The sequence below is a fragment of the Streptomyces sp. NPDC088747 genome, assembly GCF_044751025.1.
Lineage (GTDB): Bacteria > Actinomycetota > Actinomycetes > Streptomycetales > Streptomycetaceae > Streptomyces.
Genome location: NZ_JBIVKZ010000032.1, coordinates 1 through 18,173, shown reverse-complemented (window position 1 = coordinate 18,173; position 18,173 = coordinate 1). Strand labels below are relative to the sequence as shown.

The 18,173-nt window shown below is 70.5% G+C and carries 20 protein-coding genes and 1 pseudogene; 10 read left to right on the top strand and 11 right to left on the bottom strand.

Translation table 11 applies throughout. From position 1 onward, the window contains the following. The 3 genes from ACIP79_RS42200 to ACIP79_RS42190 form a co-directional block, all read right to left on the bottom strand. The coding region (locus tag ACIP79_RS42200; protein WP_401233288.1) for an ATP-binding cassette domain-containing protein at positions 1 to 337 on the bottom strand (337 nt) is incomplete at its 3' end. 119 nt (positions 338 to 456) lie between these two features. Beyond that, positions 457 to 1,302 (bottom strand): DUF4097 family beta strand repeat-containing protein, encoded by an 846-nt coding sequence (locus ACIP79_RS42195; protein ID WP_401233285.1) that lies wholly within the window; start codon positions 1,300 to 1,302, stop codon positions 457 to 459. Positions 1,303 to 1,384: 82 nt separating this feature from the next. Then, positions 1,385 to 1,903, bottom strand: a complete 519-nt coding sequence (locus tag ACIP79_RS42190) for a toxin-antitoxin system HicB family antitoxin (protein WP_401233282.1) — start codon at positions 1,901 to 1,903, stop codon at positions 1,385 to 1,387. Positions 1,904 to 2,252: 349 nt separating this feature from the next. Between ACIP79_RS42190 and ACIP79_RS42185 the strand changes: the two genes are divergently transcribed. From ACIP79_RS42185 to ACIP79_RS42175, 3 genes are all read left to right on the top strand, one after another. Then, positions 2,253 to 3,764, top strand: coding sequence for an FAD-dependent monooxygenase (locus tag ACIP79_RS42185; RefSeq protein ID WP_401233279.1), 1,512 nt, complete (start codon positions 2,253 to 2,255; stop codon positions 3,762 to 3,764). A 135-nt stretch (positions 3,765 to 3,899) separates the two neighbouring features. Further along, positions 3,900 to 5,114 (top strand): alpha/beta hydrolase, encoded by a 1,215-nt coding sequence (locus ACIP79_RS42180; RefSeq protein ID WP_401233276.1) that lies wholly within the window; start codon positions 3,900 to 3,902, stop codon positions 5,112 to 5,114. Positions 5,115 to 5,127: 13 nt separating this feature from the next. After that, positions 5,128 to 5,817: an amidohydrolase family protein gene (locus ACIP79_RS42175; protein ID WP_401233274.1), complete on the top strand. Its 690-nt coding sequence runs from the start codon at positions 5,128 to 5,130 to the stop codon at positions 5,815 to 5,817. 75 nt (positions 5,818 to 5,892) lie between these two features. Here the strand turns inward: ACIP79_RS42175 and ACIP79_RS42170 are convergent, their stop codons facing one another. Further along, positions 5,893 to 6,681, bottom strand: a complete 789-nt coding sequence (locus ACIP79_RS42170) for a TetR/AcrR family transcriptional regulator (protein WP_401233271.1) — start codon at positions 6,679 to 6,681, stop codon at positions 5,893 to 5,895. Between the two features lie 264 nt (positions 6,682 to 6,945). Here ACIP79_RS42170 and ACIP79_RS42165 point away from each other — a divergent pair, with 264 nt between their 5' ends. The 3 genes from ACIP79_RS42165 (at position 6,946) to ACIP79_RS42155 (ending at position 10,935) form a co-directional block, all read left to right on the top strand. Further along, on the top strand, positions 6,946 to 8,508 hold the full coding sequence (locus ACIP79_RS42165) for an FMN-binding glutamate synthase family protein (protein ID WP_401233291.1): 1,563 nt from the start codon (positions 6,946 to 6,948) through the stop codon (positions 8,506 to 8,508). 14 nt (positions 8,509 to 8,522) lie between these two features. Beyond that, positions 8,523 to 10,355 carry a thiamine pyrophosphate-dependent enzyme gene (locus ACIP79_RS42160; RefSeq protein ID WP_401233268.1) on the top strand — a complete coding sequence of 611 codons (1,833 nt, stop codon included), beginning with the start codon at positions 8,523 to 8,525 and terminating at the stop codon, positions 10,353 to 10,355. Positions 10,356 to 10,446: 91 nt separating this feature from the next. Further along, complete coding sequence (locus ACIP79_RS42155) at positions 10,447 to 10,935, top strand: flavin reductase family protein (protein ID WP_401233265.1); 489 nt, start codon at positions 10,447 to 10,449, stop codon at positions 10,933 to 10,935. A gap of 140 nt (positions 10,936 to 11,075) precedes the next feature. Here ACIP79_RS42155 and ACIP79_RS42150 read toward each other — a convergent pair whose 3' ends face one another. From ACIP79_RS42150 to ACIP79_RS42140, 3 genes are all read right to left on the bottom strand, one after another. After that, positions 11,076 to 11,747, bottom strand: a complete 672-nt coding sequence (locus tag ACIP79_RS42150) for an HAD family hydrolase (protein WP_401233262.1) — start codon at positions 11,745 to 11,747, stop codon at positions 11,076 to 11,078. A 9-nt stretch (positions 11,748 to 11,756) separates the two neighbouring features. Further along, the gene (locus ACIP79_RS42145) at positions 11,757 to 12,101 is read right to left on the bottom strand and encodes a hypothetical protein (RefSeq protein WP_401233260.1); all 345 of its coding nucleotides are present in this window, start codon (positions 12,099 to 12,101) and stop codon (positions 11,757 to 11,759) included. 299 nt (positions 12,102 to 12,400) lie between these two features. Next, entirely contained in the window at positions 12,401 to 12,754 is a 354-nt protein-coding gene (locus tag ACIP79_RS42140) for a PRC-barrel domain-containing protein (RefSeq protein ID WP_383688565.1), read from the bottom strand. A gap of 223 nt (positions 12,755 to 12,977) precedes the next feature. Between ACIP79_RS42140 and ACIP79_RS42135 the strand changes: the two genes are divergently transcribed. The 3 genes from ACIP79_RS42135 to ACIP79_RS42125 all read left to right on the top strand — a co-directional run bounded on the left by ACIP79_RS42135 (position 12,978) and on the right by ACIP79_RS42125 (position 14,417). Further along, positions 12,978 to 13,397, top strand: a complete 420-nt coding sequence (locus ACIP79_RS42135) for a MarR family winged helix-turn-helix transcriptional regulator (RefSeq protein WP_401233257.1) — start codon at positions 12,978 to 12,980, stop codon at positions 13,395 to 13,397. 89 nt (positions 13,398 to 13,486) lie between these two features. Beyond that, positions 13,487 to 13,819, top strand: coding sequence for a rhodanese-like domain-containing protein (locus ACIP79_RS42130; protein WP_401233254.1), 333 nt, complete (start codon positions 13,487 to 13,489; stop codon positions 13,817 to 13,819). Between the two features lie 124 nt (positions 13,820 to 13,943). Beyond that, the gene (locus ACIP79_RS42125; protein WP_401233251.1) at positions 13,944 to 14,417 is read left to right on the top strand and encodes an MSMEG_6728 family protein; all 474 of its coding nucleotides are present in this window, start codon (positions 13,944 to 13,946) and stop codon (positions 14,415 to 14,417) included. A gap of 253 nt (positions 14,418 to 14,670) precedes the next feature. Here ACIP79_RS42125 and ACIP79_RS42120 read toward each other — a convergent pair whose 3' ends face one another. The 4 genes from ACIP79_RS42120 to ACIP79_RS42105 form a co-directional block, all read right to left on the bottom strand. After that, positions 14,671 to 15,228 carry a TetR/AcrR family transcriptional regulator gene (locus ACIP79_RS42120; RefSeq protein ID WP_401233249.1) on the bottom strand — a complete coding sequence of 186 codons (558 nt, stop codon included), beginning with the start codon at positions 15,226 to 15,228 and terminating at the stop codon, positions 14,671 to 14,673. Between the two features lie 12 nt (positions 15,229 to 15,240). Beyond that, positions 15,241 to 15,822 (bottom strand): sugar O-acetyltransferase, encoded by a 582-nt coding sequence (locus ACIP79_RS42115; protein ID WP_401233246.1) that lies wholly within the window; start codon positions 15,820 to 15,822, stop codon positions 15,241 to 15,243. Between the two features lie 64 nt (positions 15,823 to 15,886). Next, entirely contained in the window at positions 15,887 to 17,095 is a 1,209-nt protein-coding gene (locus tag ACIP79_RS42110; RefSeq protein WP_401233243.1) for an MFS transporter, read from the bottom strand. 110 nt (positions 17,096 to 17,205) lie between these two features. Further along, on the bottom strand, positions 17,206 to 17,661 hold the full coding sequence (locus ACIP79_RS42105) for a DUF5707 domain-containing protein (protein ID WP_401233241.1): 456 nt from the start codon (positions 17,659 to 17,661) through the stop codon (positions 17,206 to 17,208). 419 nt (positions 17,662 to 18,080) lie between these two features. Between ACIP79_RS42105 and ACIP79_RS42100 the strand changes: the two are divergent. Beyond that, positions 18,081 to 18,173 (top strand): annotated as a pseudogene (locus ACIP79_RS42100) (TetR/AcrR family transcriptional regulator); the annotation flags it as partial.

Sequence of the window (18,173 nt, the reverse complement as noted above, 5' to 3'; positions counted from 1 at the left end):
CCATCAGGAACATGTTCTCCTCGCCGGTGATCAGGCCGTCGACGGCGGAGAACTGACCGGTGACACCGATCGCGGCCCGCACGCCCTGCGGGTCGATGGCGAGGTCGTGCCCCGCGACCTGCGCCTGCCCGCCGTCGGCGCCGATCAGCGTGGAGAGGATCTTCACGGCGGTGGTCTTGCCGGCACCGTTCGGACCGAGCAGCGCGAACACCGACCCCGCAGGGATGCGCAGATCGATCCCGTCGAGCACGGTCTTCTCGCCGTAGGACTTGCGCAGCCCGGCGGCGGAGATGGCGGCCGGCGACGGGCGAACGCCGTCCGGGCTGGATGTGGGCATGACAGATGAAGGCATGGAGCCCTCCCGTTCGAAGGCTGAGGTGACAAGGTGAGCGAGGGGAAGCGAAGTGGTGCACGGGCGAGTTGGGGCCCGGCGGTGCGGCGTCGGGGCGGGGCCCTTCAGGCCTTGGCGCGGAGGATGTCGATGTTGCCGTACCGGGTGCGGGCGCGGACCTTGACCGTGTCCTCGGTCTTCTCCGGGGCGTCGGAAGCGGTGAGGGTGTTGCGCACCTGCCCGTTGTCGGAGCTGACGTCGAGCCAGGCGGCGGTGCCCTCGCGGATACCGACCTCGATGGCACCGTAGGACGTGTCCAACTGGACTTCTCCGCGGGCCACTTCGCCCACGCGCAGGGCGCCGTGAACGGTGGTGGCGACGACCGAGGCCTCGGCGCGCTCGATCATGATGTCGCCGTTGGCGCCACTCGCGCGCAGTTCGCCGGTCGCGGCGCCGATGGTCGTCATGCCGTGCGAGTTCTTCAGGGCGGCGGGGCCGTCGACGAAACCGACGCGCAAGCTGCCGGAGCTGGTGGTGATCTCGGCCTTGCCCTCGACCCGTCGCACGGTGATCGAGCCGTGGGAGGCGGTCAGTTTCAGCGGGCCGGTGGTGTCGAGGCGCACGTCGCCGGAAGAGGTCTTCACACGGACCTCGCCGAGCAGGCCCTCACCGAGCACCTGCGCCCAGGCTCCGGTCATGTCCACGCGCGAGCCGGTGGGCAGTTCGACCGTCACGTCGACGGTGCCGGTACGTCCGAACAGATAGCGCTGCTTGGGCGTCCTGACGGTCAGCGCGCCGCCCGCGTAGGTCACCTCGGTCTGGTCGGCCGTCCGTACGTCCTGATCCTTCTTCGGGTCGCGGGGCTTCACCTCGACGACCGTGTCGAGGCGGTCGCCCGCGGTGAAGCGGATCGAACCGGCCTCCACGTGAGCCGTGGCCGAGATCGGTTCGGGAGTGTCGAAAGTAGGCATGGCTGTCCCGTCCTCTTGAGTCCTTGGGGCGTCCCCGCTGGTGGGACGTGGTGTGGGTGGGCTGATGACCGACGGGCCGCGGCTAGCGGACCCAGCCCGTGATGCTCTGTCCGATGGTCTGGGTCCTGTCCGTCGTACGCGGCCGGGTGCCGCCGTCGACCGCGGCCGACACGGCCCGGACCAGCCACGCGTTGACCGACAGACCCTCTCGGGCCGCGGCCTCCTCGGCGCGGGCCTTGAGGTGAGCCGGCAGGCGCAGGTTGACGCGGGCGGCGCCACCCTCGTCGCCGTCGACCGGAGCGGGGGCCTTGAGCGGGTCGAGGGGCGCGAACGGCTCCGAGGGGGCACCGCCGTCGGTGGGCGGTCGCGTCACCACGAAGTCGGGGTCGAGCCCGCGCAGTCGTACGTCGACCGAACCGGGGGCGAGTTCGCGGGTGACCTCGTCCATCGCGGCGGAGAGCACGCTGAGCATGGTCAGCCGGGTGGCCGACTCCAAGGGAGCCGTCAGCCTCTCGGCCAGCTCGCGGGCTTCCTCGCCGCCGGCCTCGGCGGCCACCGCGAGTTCGCGGCGAAGGGTGTCGACATACGGGGTGAGGTCCATGACGCCATCATGGCACCATCTTGGCGCCACACGCAAGACTGAATGGCGCCCGCCGCACATCAATATGGACGCCTGCACCCCTGACCTGCGAGAACACGAGGGTGAGACCTCGCCCCACTGTGGTGCCACACCCCCTTCACACGCTCGCGAGACCCTGAATTGGCACCGAGTGGCACCGAGTGGCACCACTTGGCGCCACAGGGAGGGCCCGCACCCCCCCCTTGCCCCCGTCTCCAGTAAACGGCTACGCTGTGCCCATAATTAATCGGCTACGGCGTATCCAATACCTGGGGACGGACAAGCCGAAGCGTGCGATCACCGTTCCGAGAACCCATTGAGGTCGATCACCATGGCAGAACACCAGGACATCGACGTGCTCGTCGCGGGAGCCGGTCCGACCGGCTCGACGCTGGCGGCCGACCTGCTGCGGCGCGGCCTGAGCGTCCGTGTCATCGACAAGGCGCCGCACGCCTTCGAGGGCTCACGCGCCAAGGGGATCCAGCCCCGCACCCAGGAAGTCCTCGAGGATCTCGGCGTACTGCACGAGGCACACGCGGAAGGCGGCCCCTACCCTCTCGCGGGACTCCACCTCGGGCCGGTCACCGCTCCGTGGAGGATGCAGCAACGGAACAAGGCCACTCCGGACGTCCCCTATCCCAACATCCTGCTGCTGCCGCAGCATCGCACCGACGCCATCCTGCACCGTCTGCTCGAACGCCTCGGACTGCGCGTCGAGTACGGGGTCGCCCTTGAGGGCTTGGAGCAGGACGCGGACGGGGTCACGGCGACGTTGTCCACCGGCGAGCGTGTGCGCGGCAAGTACCTCGTCGGTGCCGACGGCGGAGCCAGCGTCGTCCGCGGGGCCACCGGTCTCGGCTTCGTCGGGGAGACCGACGACTCGGACAGGACCCTCATCGTCGACTGCGCCATCGACGGACTGTCCCGCGACCGGTGGCACATGTGGCCCCGGGTATCGGCGGGGGCATGTCCGCTGCCGCGCTCCGACCAGTTCCAGGTGATGATCCGGCTGAAGCCGGGCGACACGCCGGACCTCGGCCATGCGGCCCTGGCCGAACGGTTCCACGCGCTCACGGGTCTCAAGCTCCGCGACATCACCTGGACCTCGGCGTTCCGGCCCAACGTCCGCCTCGTCGAGCACTACCGCCAGGGCCGGGTCTTCCTGGCGGGCGACGCCGCGCACGTGCACACCCCGGCCGGCGCGCAGGGCCTCAACACGGGTGTGCAGGACGCCTACAACCTCGGCTGGAAACTCGGCCAGGCCGTCGCCGGAGCACCGGACAGCCTGCTCGACAGCTACGAAGCCGAACGTCTCCCGATCGCCGCGGGGGTGCTCGGCAAGTCCACCGAGCTCTACCGCAGCCTCAGCAAGCACCGCGTCGCCGGTCTGAAGCGCGGCGACGAGGAGCGGCAGCTCGGGCTCTCCTACGCCGGCGGTCCGCTCGCCCCCGCGGACGCTCCGGCCACCAAGACCCTGCACGTGGGCGACCGGGCACCGGACGCGCCGTGCACCGCACAGGGCTCCAGGCGCCTCTTCGACCTCTACCGCGGGCCGCACTTCACCCTGCTGGCCTTCGGCCCCGGCGCGACGGGAGCCCTCCCGAGCCTGGCGTGGCCGGCCGAGGGCGCGGACCTACGCCGCTACGCGGTCGGCAGCGGGCGCGGCGGGCACGGAACCGACAGTGCCCACCTCACCGACGACACCGGCGGGCTCGCCCGCATCTACGGCGTCGACGGCGACGCTCTGATCCTGGTCCGGCCCGACGGATACATCGGCGACATCATCACCGGCGACTGGGCGACCTCCTTCGCCACCACGTCCAAGGCGCTCACCCCGGGGTGAGCGGTCAGCGACGGCATCTCCCGCGCGTTCGAGACCGCGCGGAGTCCTCGACCCGCCGAAGGCGGATACCGGGTACCAGGTACCAGCCCGCCTGACGTACGACTGCACGCCAGGCCGATCAGGAGGAGCTTCGGAATGTCTGCACGCCGATCCGCACATCGATCCGCACACGGACCTGCCCACCAGGAGGTCACCACGGAACACGGGGCTCCGGTCGTGACCCTGCCGTTCGTCGGCAGCCGCGCGGAGACGGAGGAGGCCACCTCGGGGCTCACGGCCGAATCGCGGGCCGGGCTGCGCCAGTTCCCCCTGGAGCGTATGACCGGCTACGGCGTCGACCACGCGGACGCCGTCGAGTTGCGTGGCCGCGTTGTCGAGGAGCAGGACTGGTGCTCGGCCGCCACGGAGCTGGCGGACGTGTGTCTGCGCCGGGTCGAGGGCGCCGCGGAACCCGTCTGGAGGACCACGCGGATCGCGTACCTGCGCCGCGCGTCCACCCTGCTGCGTATGAGCCAGATGATGATGGTGTCCGACACCGCGGAACGCCGGGCGATCTTCGCCCGCGCCGCGGAGCTCTACGCCCGGGCCGCCGAAGCGAGCGGCGACCGCGAGCGGGTCACGATCGAAACGGACGGCGGCCCCCTGGCGGGCTGGCTCGTCCCGGCGGGCGGCGAAGCGGTCGGCTCGGCCATCGTCATCGGCGGCGTCGAAGGCTGGGCGATGGACTTCGACAGCGTCGGCGAGGCGCTCGCGGCACGCGGCGTCGACGCACTTCTGCTGGACGGTCCCGGCCAGGGCGAAACGCGGCTCACTCACGAGCACTACCTCACCCCCCACTGGCTCGATGCCTATGAGCGGGCTGTCGGCTTCCTCGACGAGCGCTCCCCCGGACGGCCGATCGGCATCGTCGGCAACAGCATGGGCGGCAGCGCCGCCATGACCGTCGCGGCGCGGGACACGCGGATCCGGGCCTGCGTGGACAACGGCGGGATCCACGCCCCCTGGCTCGTGCCGCCGACCATGGGGACCTTCTTCTCGAAGATGGTGGCCGCCTGCGGCGCCGACGACGCCGAGCGAGCCGTGGACGTCTGGAAGACCGTCACACCGCTCGCCGACGGACCCAACGCCGGCTATCCCCTGCTGGTCGTGCAGGGCGGCGAGGACCCCATGGTCTCGACCGACCTGGGGCGGATCCTGCTGCGCGGCGCGCCCACGGACGACAAGCGGATGGTCGTCTTCTCCGACGGCAACCACTGCGTCTACAACCACAAGCACGACCGTGACGCGCTCGTCGCCGACTGGATGACGGCCCGCCTGTGCGGCCTGCCGAGTTCCGAGATCACGAACTGAGAGGACAGTCCCCGTGCAGATCATCGACGCGCAGATCCACCTCTGGGTCGGCGAGAACGCGCCCCCGCACCACTGGCGTGCGCCGTACACGGTCGAATCCGCTCTGCGTGACATGGACGAGGCGCACGTGGACCGCGCCGTCAACTGTCCGGCGATCTGGGACGCCGGTGCCAACGACTACGCCGTAGAGGCGTCGGTCCGGCATCCCGAGCGGTTCGCGACCCTCGGCTGGTTCCCCCTCGACAAGGCCGCGGACGAGTCCCTCGTCGACGTCTGGCTGGACAGACCCGGCATGCTGGGCCTGCGTTTCATGCTGGCGGCGCCGGAGATGGCCGACCGCCTCGCGTCGGGCGGGCTCGACTGGCTGTGGGCTGCCGCCGACCGGCGCGGCATTCCCGTGGGGCTGATGGTGCTGCCCCCGTACCTGTCCGCCGTCGGCGACATCGCCGCGCGCTACCCGGACATGCGCCTGCTGATCGACCACCTCGCCGTCAACCCCTTCGAGAAGCTGCCCACCGCGGCAGCACACCTCGACGCCCTGCTCGCCCTCGCGCGTCACCCCAACATCGGCGTTAAGGCGACGGGCGTACCGGGCATGGCGACGGACCCGTACCCGTTCGCGGGCACACACGGCGTACTGCGCCGGGTCTTCGACTCCTACGGCGCCGAGCGCATGTTCTGGGCACTGACATCACACGCCTGAGCTGTTCGTGGCGCGAGGCGGTGACGATGTTCACCGAGGAACTGCCCTGGCTCCGGGGCCGCGACCTGGAGCTGGTCATGGGCCGTGCCGTGGCCGAGTGGATCGGCTGGCACTGACCGACGGCCCGACTGCCGTACGGCCTGACGGCTCATCGAGTCTCGCCCGTTCCAGGCCGTCGAGGAGCAGGTCCAGGCCGAACAGGAACTCGTCGTCCAGAGGTACTGAGGTCAGCTCGTCGGCGGCGGCCGTGGTGGCCGGGAACGCGGCGGGGTCGAGAGAGCGGTAGTAGTCCCGCAGTTGCGTCCGGTCCTCCGGGCGGGGGGTTCCGGGGCCGTACTGCTGGATGGCGAACCCGATCACATAGTGGCCGATGGCCGTGAAGGAACGGGCGGCCAGACCGACGGAGAAACCATGGCCCAGCAGCAGCCCGATGAGCCGTTCCCTGCCCCGCAGGCCGTTCGGACCGACGGGTACCTGGGCCGCCAGCAGGCTCAGCGCGTTGGGGTGCCGGCCCAGGGTGCCGTAGAAGGCCTTCGCCGCGACCGTGACGGATTCCCGCCAGGGCAGGCCGTCCAGTTCCTCGGGATCGACGCGGACTTCGCCCAGGATCCTGTCGGCGACGAGAGCGAGGAGTTCGTCCTTGCCCTCGAAACGCCGGTAGAGCGTGGCCGTGCCCGAGTTCAGGGCGTCGGCGAGCATGCGCAGGGTCAACGCCTGGATCCCGACCTCGTCGATGAGCTCCAGGGCCTTGTCGACGATCCGCCCGGCGTCCATCGGGGGACGGCCTCGCCGGTAGGCGGGGGCGGGCGTCCGGCTCGCCCACCAGGCGGGGCTTCCCGGGGCGGGCTGTACTTCCGAAGCCATGAAGCGGTGCCCCTCTCTACGGCCGGATCCACGGAGGGGCGGGTTTCCGGAACAGGACTTTCGGTCCTATCGTATCCGTTTACGCCAGTCGCGCGATGTCGCTTCCGTCCCCAGCGCCGCCCTTCGTAAAGCGCCGCTTTTCGTAAGGTCCGTACAGCACCGCCTTTCGTAAAGATCGCGCATGTGGTCGCGGCTTGTGCGGTGGATCCGTGTGAATCAGTGCCGCCGGGTTATGCGGGAGTCGTGCTGAGAACCGGAATCATCATGGCGGCCGTGGCCGCCGCCCTCGCAGCGGCCGGCGCGGCCGCGGTCATGTCGCCCTGGTACTGGGCGGCCGCCGTGCCCTTGGCCGCCATCGGCGTGATCGGGGTGTGGGACCTGACCCAGCGCCGCCACTCGGTGCTGCGCAACTACCCGGTGCTCGGGCACGCCCGCTTCCTGCTGGAACGGATCCGCCCCGAACTGCAGCAGTACTTCGTCGAGCGGAACTTCGACGGGCGGCCCTTCGACCGCGACGTACGCAGCATCGTCTACGAGCGTGCCAAGGGCACGGCCGCGGAGGAGCCGTTCGGCACCGAACGCGATGTGTACGAGGCGGGCTACGAGTACCTGGTCCCCTCGATGGTTCCCCGTCCGGTCCCCGAGGACCCGCCCCGGGTACGGATCGGGGGCCCCGACTGCACCAAGCCGTACGACATGGCGCTGCTGAACGTCTCCGCGATGAGCTTCGGCTCGCTGTCCGCCAACGCCGTGCTGGCTCTCAACCGGGGCGCCGCCAAGGGCGGTTTCGCCCAGGACACGGGTGAGGGCGGACTGTCGGAGTACCACCTGCGCTCCGGCGGTGACCTGGTCTGGGAGATAGGTACCGGCTACTTCGGCTGCCGTACCAAGGACGGGGACTTCGACGCGGGAGAGTTCGCCGAGAAGGCCTCGGGGGACACTGTCAAGTGCGTGTCTCTCAAGCTGTCGCAGGGCGCCAAGCCCGGCATCGGGGGTGTCCTGCCCGGAGCCAAGGTGAACGCGGAGATCGCCCGGGTGCGGGATGTCCCCGAGGGGCAGACGGTCATCTCACCGCCCTACCACCGGGTGTTCTCCACGCCTCGTGAACTCGTCCTCTTCATCGCGCGGATGCGGGAACTGTCCGGCGGCAAACCGGCCGGTTTCAAGCTGTGCCCCGGCTCACGGCGCCAGTTCCTCGCCGTGTGCAAGGCGATGATCGAAGAGGGCATCACGCCCGACTTCATCATCGTCGACGGCGCGGAAGGCGGCACCGGTGCCGCCCCGCTCGAATTCGCCGACCACGTGGGTACGCCGCTCACCGAGGGCCTGGTCACCGTGCACAACGCGTTGGTCGGGGCGGGCCTGCGGGACCGGATCCGGATCGGCGCGAGCGGCAAGATCGCCACCGGCGCCGACCTCGTCAAGCGGCTGGTCCAGGGCGCCGACTACGGCAACGCGGCCCGCGCCATGATGTTCGCGGTCGGTTGCATCCAGGCCCAGCGCTGCCACACCAACAGGTGCCCGGTCGGCGTCACCACCCAGGACCCGCGACGGGCCCGCGCGCTCGACGTGGGCGACAAGGCGGAGCGGGTGCGACGCTTGCAGGAGGCCACCGTCAGCAGCGCGCTGGAGATCATGGCGTCCATGGGAGTCACCGATCCCGCGCAGCTTCGGCCGCACATGCTGCGCCGTCGCGTGGCGCCGCACATCGTACGTTCCTATGAAGAGCTGCATGAATGGCTCTCCCCCGGCCAGTTGCTGGTCGAGCCGCCCTCCCTGTGGGCGGCCGACTGGAAGGCCGCCGACCCCGACCACTTCACCATCTGAACCTGGAGGAATTCGTGGCACGAACCGTCGCACGCGTCATCGTGGACGCCCTGAACGAACTCGGTGTCCGCCAGGTGTTCGGCGTCGTCGGAGACGCGCTCAACCCCCTGACCGACGCGATCCGCACCACCGAGGGCGTCGAATGGGTGGGGTGCCGCCACGAGGAGGCGGCCGCCTTCGCCGCGAGTGCCCAGTCCCAGCTCTCCGGGAGCCTGGGGGTGTGCATGGGCACCGTCGGCCCCGGCTCGGTCCACCTGCTGAACGGCCTCTACGACGCGGCAAAGAGCCGCACCCCCGTACTGGCCATCGCGGGCCAGGTCCCGCTGTCCGAGCTGGGCAGCGACTACTTCCAGGAAGTCGACAACGACCTGCTCTTCCGTGACGTGGCGGTCTTCCGGGCCACGATCACCGACCCCGACCAACTGCCGCAGCTCCTGGAGACAGCGGTACGCAACGCCCTGGGCCGCAAGGGCGTCGCGGTCCTCACGGTGCCGGGCGACCTCGGCGACCGGGAGCTGACCAAGGACCGCCCCGCCCGCTTCTCCCTCACCACGCCCACCACCCGCCCCGAGGAGTCCGCCGTACGGCAGGCCGCCGAGCTGCTCGACCGGGCGGACCGGATCACCCTGCTCGTCGGGCAGGGCGCACGGGCGGCCCGGAGCGACGTCCTGGCGCTGGCCGACCGCCTCGCGGCCCCGATGGTGCTGACGCTGAAAGCCAAGGAGGGTTTCGAGGGTGACAACCCCTTCCAGGTCGGCCAGACCGGTCTGATCGGGAACCCGGCCGCGGCGGGGGCGATGCAGGACGCGGACACCCTGCTCCTGCTGGGAACCGACTTCCCCTACCGCGACTGGTATCCCGAGGGCCGCACCGTCATCCAGGTCGACACCGAACCCGCGCACATCGGGCGCCGTGTCCCGGTGGACATCGGCCTGGTCGGCGACGTGGGTGCCACCGTGCGCGACCTGCTCGCCCACCTCACGACCGGACCGACGGTGCCGGTCGAGACGGCCGGGGCGGTCGAGACGGCCGGGGCGGCTGAGGCCGGTGAGACGGCTGGGGCGGACGACACAGCCGGTACCCGTGACCGGGGGCACCTTGAGCGCGCGCGGGAACACTTCCTGAGCTGGCGAAAGGGCCAGGCGCACCTGGCGGACCCCGCCCACGACAAGGGGCTGATCGGCCGGGTCCGCTCCGCCCTGGACAACCAGGAGCACGGCATCCGCCCCGAGGCGCTGGCCGCCGCGGTGGACCGCAGCGCCGACGAGGACGCGATCTTCACCTCGGACACCGGCATGGCCACCGTCTGGCTGTCACGGTTCGTCGAGATGCGCGGGGCGCGCCGACTCCTGGGCTCCTACAACCTGGGTTCCATGGCCAACGCCATGCCGCAGGCACTCGGTGCGCAGTACCTGGACCGGGACCGCCAGGTCGTCGCGTTCTGCGGCGACGGCGGCCTGAGCATGCTCCTCGGCGATCTCATCACCCTCAAGACCTGCCGACTGCCGGTCAAGCTCGTCGTCTTCGACAACCGTCGCCTCGGGATGGTCAAGCTGGAGCAGGAGCAGGCCGGTCTGCCCGAGTTCGGAACCGTGCTGGACAACCCGGACTTCGCCGCCGTCGCCACCGCCATCGGCATCACCGGGATCCGTGTCACCGACCCCGGCGACCTCGACGACGCGGTGAAGCGTGCTTTCGCCACCCCCGGCCCGGTGCTCCTCGACGTCCTCACCAACCCCGACGAGATCGCCGTACCCGCAAAGCCCACCGTCGAACAGGGCTGGGGATTCGCCGTCGCCAAGGTGAAGGAGTTGCTGCGCAGTCACGGTGACGAGAGCGGCCACTGACCTGCGCCGGGGCAGCGGCTGCGGACCGCCGCCGCTCGGAGCCGTCGACCACGACCCCAGTACCCGATCTCCCGGCAAGGAGCCAAGAACCGTGACCGATCTGGATCCGTTCACCGACGCGCTCGACTATCCGCTCTACGTGGTGACCGCCGAGGCGGCCGGTGAACGGGCCGGCTGTCTGGTCGGCTTCGGCTCACAGTGCTCGATCCGGCCCGCCCGCTTCATGGTGTGGCTCTCGAAAGCCAACCGGACCTACCGTGTCGCCACTCGCGCCGACCGGCTCACGGTCCACCTGCTCCGCCAGGACCAGGACCACCTGGCCCGCCTATTCGGCGGCGAGACCGGCGACCACACCGACAAGTTCGCCCGCGCCGCCTGGCATCCGGGTCCGGGCGGAGCACCGATCCTCGACGAGGCGCCCGCCTGGTTCGTCGGCCGCGTCGACAGCCACCTCGACGGAGGCGACCACGTCGGGTTCCTGCTCACTCCGGAGGCGGCACAGCACCCCGCGGACAGCGGCTTCGGCCTGCTGACCCTGGCCGACGCGCACGGCATCTCCCCGGGACATCCGGCGGACTGACCGGCGGGCCGGCCAGCGGATTCACCGGCGGCTGCGCGGCGTACGGATCACGACTCACGGCGGGGAGGATGTCGTCCTCCCCGCCGTGGTCTTCCGTCCCTGAACGCCCATCGGCCGTCGGCCGTCGCCCCCGACGTCACTCACTCCAGGTCGGCGAAGACGCTCTCGTCCAGATGGGCGAGCAGGTCGGCGGGGTCCCGGTAGACCGCGCGGGCACCGGCCGATTCGAGGTCGGCCCGCGGAATCCCGCCGGACAGGACCGCGACGGGAGTCACGCCGTCGCGATCGGCGGCCTTCATGTCCCAGACCGTGTCACCGACGAACACCGCCCGGTCGGCGGGCACACCGGCCAGTTTCCTGGCCTTTTCGACAGGCCCCGGAGCAGGCTTGCCGTCGGCGACGTCGTCGGCGCTGGCCGCACCGAGGATGACGTCGTCCGCGTCGATGGCACGCCGCAGGGCGGTGAGTTCGGCGTCGCCCGCCGAGGTCGCCAGGACGATCTCCCAGCCGCGTCCGGCCAGTGCGCGCAGCAGGTCACCCGCGGCGCCGAGTGCCGGGAGCCGCTCGAAGTAGGTGCCGTAGAGCGCGTGGTGGGCCGCGGAGAGCCGGTCGTCCTGCTCAGGGTCGCGCTCGTCACCGAGCAGGTGCTCGATCAGGTCGCCGCCGCTGAGCCCCACGGCCCGGTGGATCTCCCGCATGGGAACGCGGTGCCCGGCCTGACGGAAGGCCTCCCACCAGGTGACGACGTGCAGATGGTTGGTGTCGACGAGCGTCCCGTCGACATCGAAGATCGCGGCGCGTTTCGTGGCCATCCCGGTCCTCTACTGCTTGGTGCCGAGCTGGAGTTCGACTTCCTTCTCCTGGTCTCCCGAAGCCGTGCCCTTCTCCTGCACGGCGAACGAGTCGCCCAGGGCCTCGCAGAGCCGGTCCACAGCCGCGTATCCGCCCTGCAGGGTGGCCGTGACCGGAGCGCCCAGCGGCGTGGGCCCCGTCGGAACGCGTTCCTGCGTCGGCTCGAACTCACCGGTCCATACGGCAGGGTGGTCGCTCGGCGGCTCCTGGAGCGACGCGTCACGGGAGTTGTCCGTGGGGAAGGCCTCCTGAAGGATGCCGAAGACGGTGGCGGCGTCCTCCTTGGACGTCCCGGTGAGACTCACGGTCACCATGGTGATCACTCTCCTGTCTGAAGTCGTACGACGGTGTGGTCGGGGCCTCCGCGGCGGGCGGGCCTACCGCGGAATCCCGGAGCGGGTGCGGCCGGGTCCGCGAGCGGTGTGCCGTGGGCTGTGGGCTGTGGGCTGTATGGGCTGTGAGCTGTGCGATCGGTCCGGAACGAACGAGGGCGTTCCTCACAGGCTCCCCCACCCTGGCTCCCGCGTCGCGCGGAGCGCCCGCGGACGCGCACGGACGGGGGCCGACCGCGGTGTCCGCGGTCGGCCCCGTCTCGTGAGGTGGTGCGGGCGGGTCAGCTACGGCGGTGACTGCCGTAGTAGCCGCCCAGCTGCTCGTGGTAGCCCGCGTCGCCGACATGCTTGTCCTTGTCGAACTCCGGGGAGTCCTTGATCTGGTCCTTGGTGAGGTCGACGAAGATCTTCCGTTCGGCCTGGTCCACGGCGCGTACGGTGCCGGCCGGCAGCAGAACGTGCTTGCCGAAGATCCAGACACCGGTGTCGACCACCAGATACGAGGAGTTGACGTCGTCCGAGTGCTTGTCGACCTTGCCGACGGATCCGTCGGTGGCCTCGACCTTGTATCCGGTCAGGTCGGTACCGACGATGTGTCCCGCGGTCGACGGGTAGCCCCAGATGCTGTCACTCATAAAACGGCTCCTTCATCGAAAATCTTCTGACTCTCCACAGCCGGGGCTGTGGGTTCAGATCGGCGTCTCCAGAATTCGGTGACGCGCTCGGGACATCGAGTGCCCGACATCCGGGCGCCCACACATCCGGGGGAATTCACCCCGGGACGAACCGGCCACCACCATGGCGCCCGACGGCGGGCAGGCACGGAAGAGCGCTGTGCCCCGTTGATAACCTCCCTCCATGCCCGAGCCGCCCCCTTTCAGCCCCACCGTCATGCTGCTCACCCTGGCCCGGGTGTGGGAGACCACGCTCACCGAGTCCCTGAAGCCACTCGGGCTGACCACCCGCAAATACGGGCTGCTGGGGCACGTCCGAGGAACTCCCGGCATCTCGTTCAGCGAGCTCGCCCGGCGCTCACGTATCACCGTGCAGAGCACGCACACCGCGGTGGCGGCGCTGGTCGACGCGGGGTTCGTCGACGACGGGACCGCGCATGCCGGATCCGCGTCGAGCCTGCGGGTCACGGCCGAGGGCGAGTCGCTGCTGACCAGGGCCGCCGACGTGCTGGGGCGCCTCGACGCGGAGTTCGGTGCGCGGCATCCCGATCTGGCCGAGGCACTGCGTGCCCACCGGGCACGGGCGGTCTCGGAACCCGGCTGACCTTCAGCTAGGCTGAAGGTCATGGAATCCCAGCCGGAGCTCATGGAATCCCAGTCGCCGCCTTTCCAGCGACGGGAGGCGCGACGCGTATGAGCTTTCGCCATTACCTGCGCCGCCCGCCCACCGTCACCGCCGCCGAAGCGGTCCGCCTGGTGGCGGACGGCGCGCTCGTCGTGGACGTCCGCCGCGAGTTCGAGTGGAACCGGGTGCACATCCCGGGCGCCGTTCACATGCCGCTCGAAGAACTCCCGGAACGCTGCCTGGAACTCCCCGACGACCGACTCCTCATCACCTTCTGCACCGGCGGTATCCGGTCGGCCGGTGCGGCGAACCTCCTCGTGGAGAACGGCTTCGAAGCGGTGAACATGAGCCGCGGCCTGGTCGACTGGCGTGCCGTCGGCGGGGCGCTCACCACTCGGTGAGCGGTAGCCGGCACGTGAAAGGGCGCGACGGCGTCACACAGGTCCGCGAGGACTTCGCGCCCCGCGGAAAGGTGCACCCGAATCGCTCGTATGGGAATGGGCCGTCCGCGGTAGGCATTTTGGGGTGCAGACCTTTCTTCCGTATTCCGACTTCGTGCGGTCCGCCGCGATCCTGGACCAGGCGCGTCTGGGAAAGCAGCGGGTCGAGGCCCTTCAGGTGCTGCGCGGCCTGACCGTGCCGGGCTACGGGTGGCGGCACCATCCGGCGGTGCGCATGTGGACCGGCTACGAGGAGGCCCTGGTCCGCTACGGCCTGGACATGTGCGCCACATGGGTGGCGGAGGGACGCGCCGACACCTGCGCCGCCACGCTCGTCTCCGACTTCGGCCGGCACCGCCCCGGCGCTCCTCGTGTACGCGCCCAGGAGGAACTCGCCGACGACGGCGAGCTGCCGCCCTGGCTGGGAGACCCCGCCTTCCACCGCAGCCACCGGTCGGCACTGGTACGCAAGGCACCGGAGTTCTACACCCCGCTCTTCCCCGGCGTCCCCGACGACCTGCCCTACGTCTGGCCGGCCTCCGACAGGGTCACTCCGTAGAGTCACGGCCCCGATTCACGGCTGAGCAGGCTGGCCAACGTCGGGTCCGCGGTCGCGAACTCACCCACACGACTGGCGGCGGCCGCGCCGGCGAGGTCGGCGTGCGCCGTCCAGCTGACCGGCCCGTCCGCGGGGAGGACGATCCGGCCGGACTCCAGGGCGGGGTCGAGGAAGTGCGCCGCACTGGTGGCATGGAAGCCATGAGGCGACGCCCGCGCGGCACGGGTTCAGGTTTCGGGCCGCTCGGGCCGGTCTACCGGTCCGGCTCGCCCGTCGTGGTGATACGGGTGATCGCCTCGCGTGTCAGGGCGCGGTCGTGGGGTTCGGGGGACAGTGCGCGGTGGAGGGTCAACCCCTCGATGAGGGCGTCGAGTTGGCGGGCCGTGTCGGGGTCGAAGTGCTTCTCCAGGTGGACGCGGCTGCGGCGCATCCACTCCTGGGTGAGTTGCCGGTAGACCGGCTGGCGGGCGGCGAGGGTGTACAGCTCCTGGGTGAGTACGAGATCGCGCGGACTCCCCTCGGACAGGACGTGGACGAGATCGGTCACCGCCTCGCGCGCCTGCTCCCGGTCGCCCGGGGAGGCGAGATGGGCGTCGAAGACCGCGACGATGTGGTCGGCGAAGCGGGTGAACGCTTCCCGGAACAGCTCTTCGATGCCGCTGAAGTGGTAGGTCATCGATCCCAGGGGGACACCGGCGCGCGCGGCGATCTTCCGGTGGGAGACACCGGCGACGCCTTCCTCGGCGATGAGATCGAGGGTCGCGGTGATGATGCGTTCGCGCCGCCGCGGGTCGGTGTGCCCGGTTGCCATGGCAGGCCCCCCTCAGAGAGTCCGGACCGGGCGGGCGGGGTTGCCGACGGCGACGACACCCTCGGGCACGTCCTTCGTCACGACAGCGCCGGCGCCGATGACCGCGTTGTCCCCGATGCTCACGCCGGGCAGGACGATCGCGCCTCCGCCCAGCCACACGTTGTTCCCGATGGTGATGGGACGGGCGGCTTCCAGCTTGTCGCGCCGGGGCTGCGGTTCCAGGGGATGGGTGGGGGTGAGCAACTGGACGTTCGGCCCGATCTGGCAGTCCTCGCCGATGCTGATCGCCGCGACGTCCAGCGCGGTCAGGTTGTAGTTGACGAAGGTACGCGCCCCGATGGTGATGTTGCTGCCGTAGTCGACGTGGAGGGGTGGGCGCACATGCACCTCCTCGCCGAGGGAACCGAGCAGTTCGGCGAGGATCGGCCGCGCGGCGTCGGCGTCCTCGACGTAGGCGGCCTGGTAGCGGGCGGCCAGACGCACGGCCTGCTGTTGCCGGCGGGCGATCTCGGGGTCGTCGGCGACATACAGGTCGCCCGCCAGCATGCGTTCGAGGTTCGTGCGCGGATCCTGCGCGAAATAGTCCGGCGACATGCGTACGATCGTACACTCACGGTCGGCAGGCCGCCCCCGTTCCGAAAATGCCCCCGGGTGCCGCCTATCGTCGCCGGGTCCGCAGCATTCCCGCGAGGAGCAGTGCGATCAGGCCGGCGAAGGGCACCACCAGCAGGCCGACCCGGAGGCTGGTCGCGTCCGCGACCAGGCCGACGACCGGCGGGGAGAGCAGAAAGCCCAGACGCATGAGCCACGAGACGATGGCCAGCCCCGAACCGGGCTTGAGCCCTGGCAGTTCGTCCGCCTCGTGCATCGCCGCGGGAACCAGCGTCGCCACCCCGAATCCGGCCGCGGCGAACCCGAGGATGGTGCCGGGCACCGTGGGCACGGCCAGCGCCAGTCCCATGCCCACCGCGGCGATGAGGCCGCCGACGCGGGCCACGGCGCGCTGACCGAACCGGTCGACGAGCCGGTCGCCGATGATGCGGCCGATGAACTGGGCTCCCACCAGGGCGATGTAGCCGCAGGCCGCCAACGTGACTGTCGCGTGCAGGGAGTTGGAGAGATAGAGCGTGGCCCAGGAGCTGCCCGCGTCCTCGACGAGCGTGCCGGCCGTGGCGATGAGCACGAGTGCGGCGAGTACGTAGCCGGTGCGCAGGCCCGCCCCCCTACGCTCCGGCCGGCGCTTCTGGGGGCTGTCGGCGTCGGGTTCCGCGCCCGGCTCGGTTTCGGGGCCGGGCAGGCAGAACCGCAGGGCGACGCACGCGGCGATCGCGAACGCCACGGCGGAGATCGTCAGGTGCTGCCCGCGTGAGAGGCCGAGCGCGATCGCCGCGGCGGCCATGGATCCGCCGACGACGGCGCCGATGGACCAGACGGCGTGGAAGGAGTTGATGATGGAGCGCCCGTAGCGGCGCTGCACCCGCAGGCCATGGGCGTTCTGCGCGACGTCGGTGACCGAGTCCATCGCTCCGGCCACGAACAGCGCCGCCGCGAACATCAGCACCGAGTCGGCCAGGCCCGCGGCGAGGATCCCGGCACCGGTCAGCAGGGTTCCGGCCACGGCCGCCCGCGCCGAGCCCAGCCACCGGATCGCCATTCCGGCCGTGAGGCCCGCCGTGATGGCGCCGGCGGGGAACGCCGCGACGGCCAGGCCGTAGGCGGCGTTGCCTATGCCGAGATCCGCCTTGATCTGCGGGTATCTCGGCAGCAGGTTGGCGAAAAGGGCTCCGTTGGTGAAGAACAGCACGGCTACGGCTGCGCGAGCCCGTCGTTCGGCCGGGGCGGCCCGGCTCAGTACGTCGACAGTCATGCCGAGGACCCTATAGGCAGAGAGTACGAACGTACACTCCTGGTTGCCACCGCCCGTGATCGCCCTCCCGTGCGGCGTCCTCGACGAGTACGGGCCCTCGGTGGACGCTGTCACTTCACGGCGAACTCCGCCGCCTTGGTGTCCAGGGTGGTGGTGCCGTCCTTGGCGATGGCGAGCACGGAGACGTACCAGGAACCGCGCTCGGGTGCGGCCTCGGTGCGGCTGATCTCGCTCACGTAGGTGCAGCGCACGGTCTTGCCGCCGGCCGGCTCGCAGGAGGCCGACTCCACCTCGGTGGCGGCCATCTCCTTCTCGGTCAGCCCCTTGTCCGCGAAGTCGGAGTCGGCGGGCCACGGCAGCACCTTCAGGCTCTTGACACCCGAGGCCGCCTCGACGTCGGTGGTGAAGGTGAATGATCCGTTCCGGTCCCCGGCAGGGGCGGAGTAGCGGGCGGAACTGTCCTGGAGGGCGGGCGCCCTGTCCTCACCGGAGGCGAAAGCGAGTGCACCGGCGCCTCCGAGGACGACTGCTCCAGCGGCCACGGACAGGGCGATATGTCGGGACATGGCTTGTTCTCCGTAAGGGTGTCGGGCGGTTCGTTCGGCGCCCTCGTCGAAGGCGATGCACTGATCCTCGCCCTGCGGCCACCCCTCGGGCATGAGCACTGGTACTCAACTCGGCCTGGGTAGCGCGTAGTCCAGCGTTTCACCCGGACTCGGTGCCGGCTCACGAAGGAACCGTTCGCGTCGTCGACGCCGGCTACGGGACGGCGGGGAGGTGGGCTGCGCGTCCGCGTGAACAGGGCGCCCACGAGGGCGACTTCGGTGTCGCCGCTCCGCACCGACCTGCCCGTTACGGCCACTTCCCCGCAACTCATTGAATCCGATTCAGCGGTGGTGCAAAATGCAAGCCACTAAGATACAAACTGGACGGTTTTTATTGGGTCTCCGGGGTCTCCGGGCTCACCGACCGAGGGAGACCAACCATGGCCACACAGGACCGCGCCATCCGCACCCGCCGCACCATCCTCACCGCCGCGGCCAAAATCTTCGAGGAACGCGGCTACCAAGCCGCCACC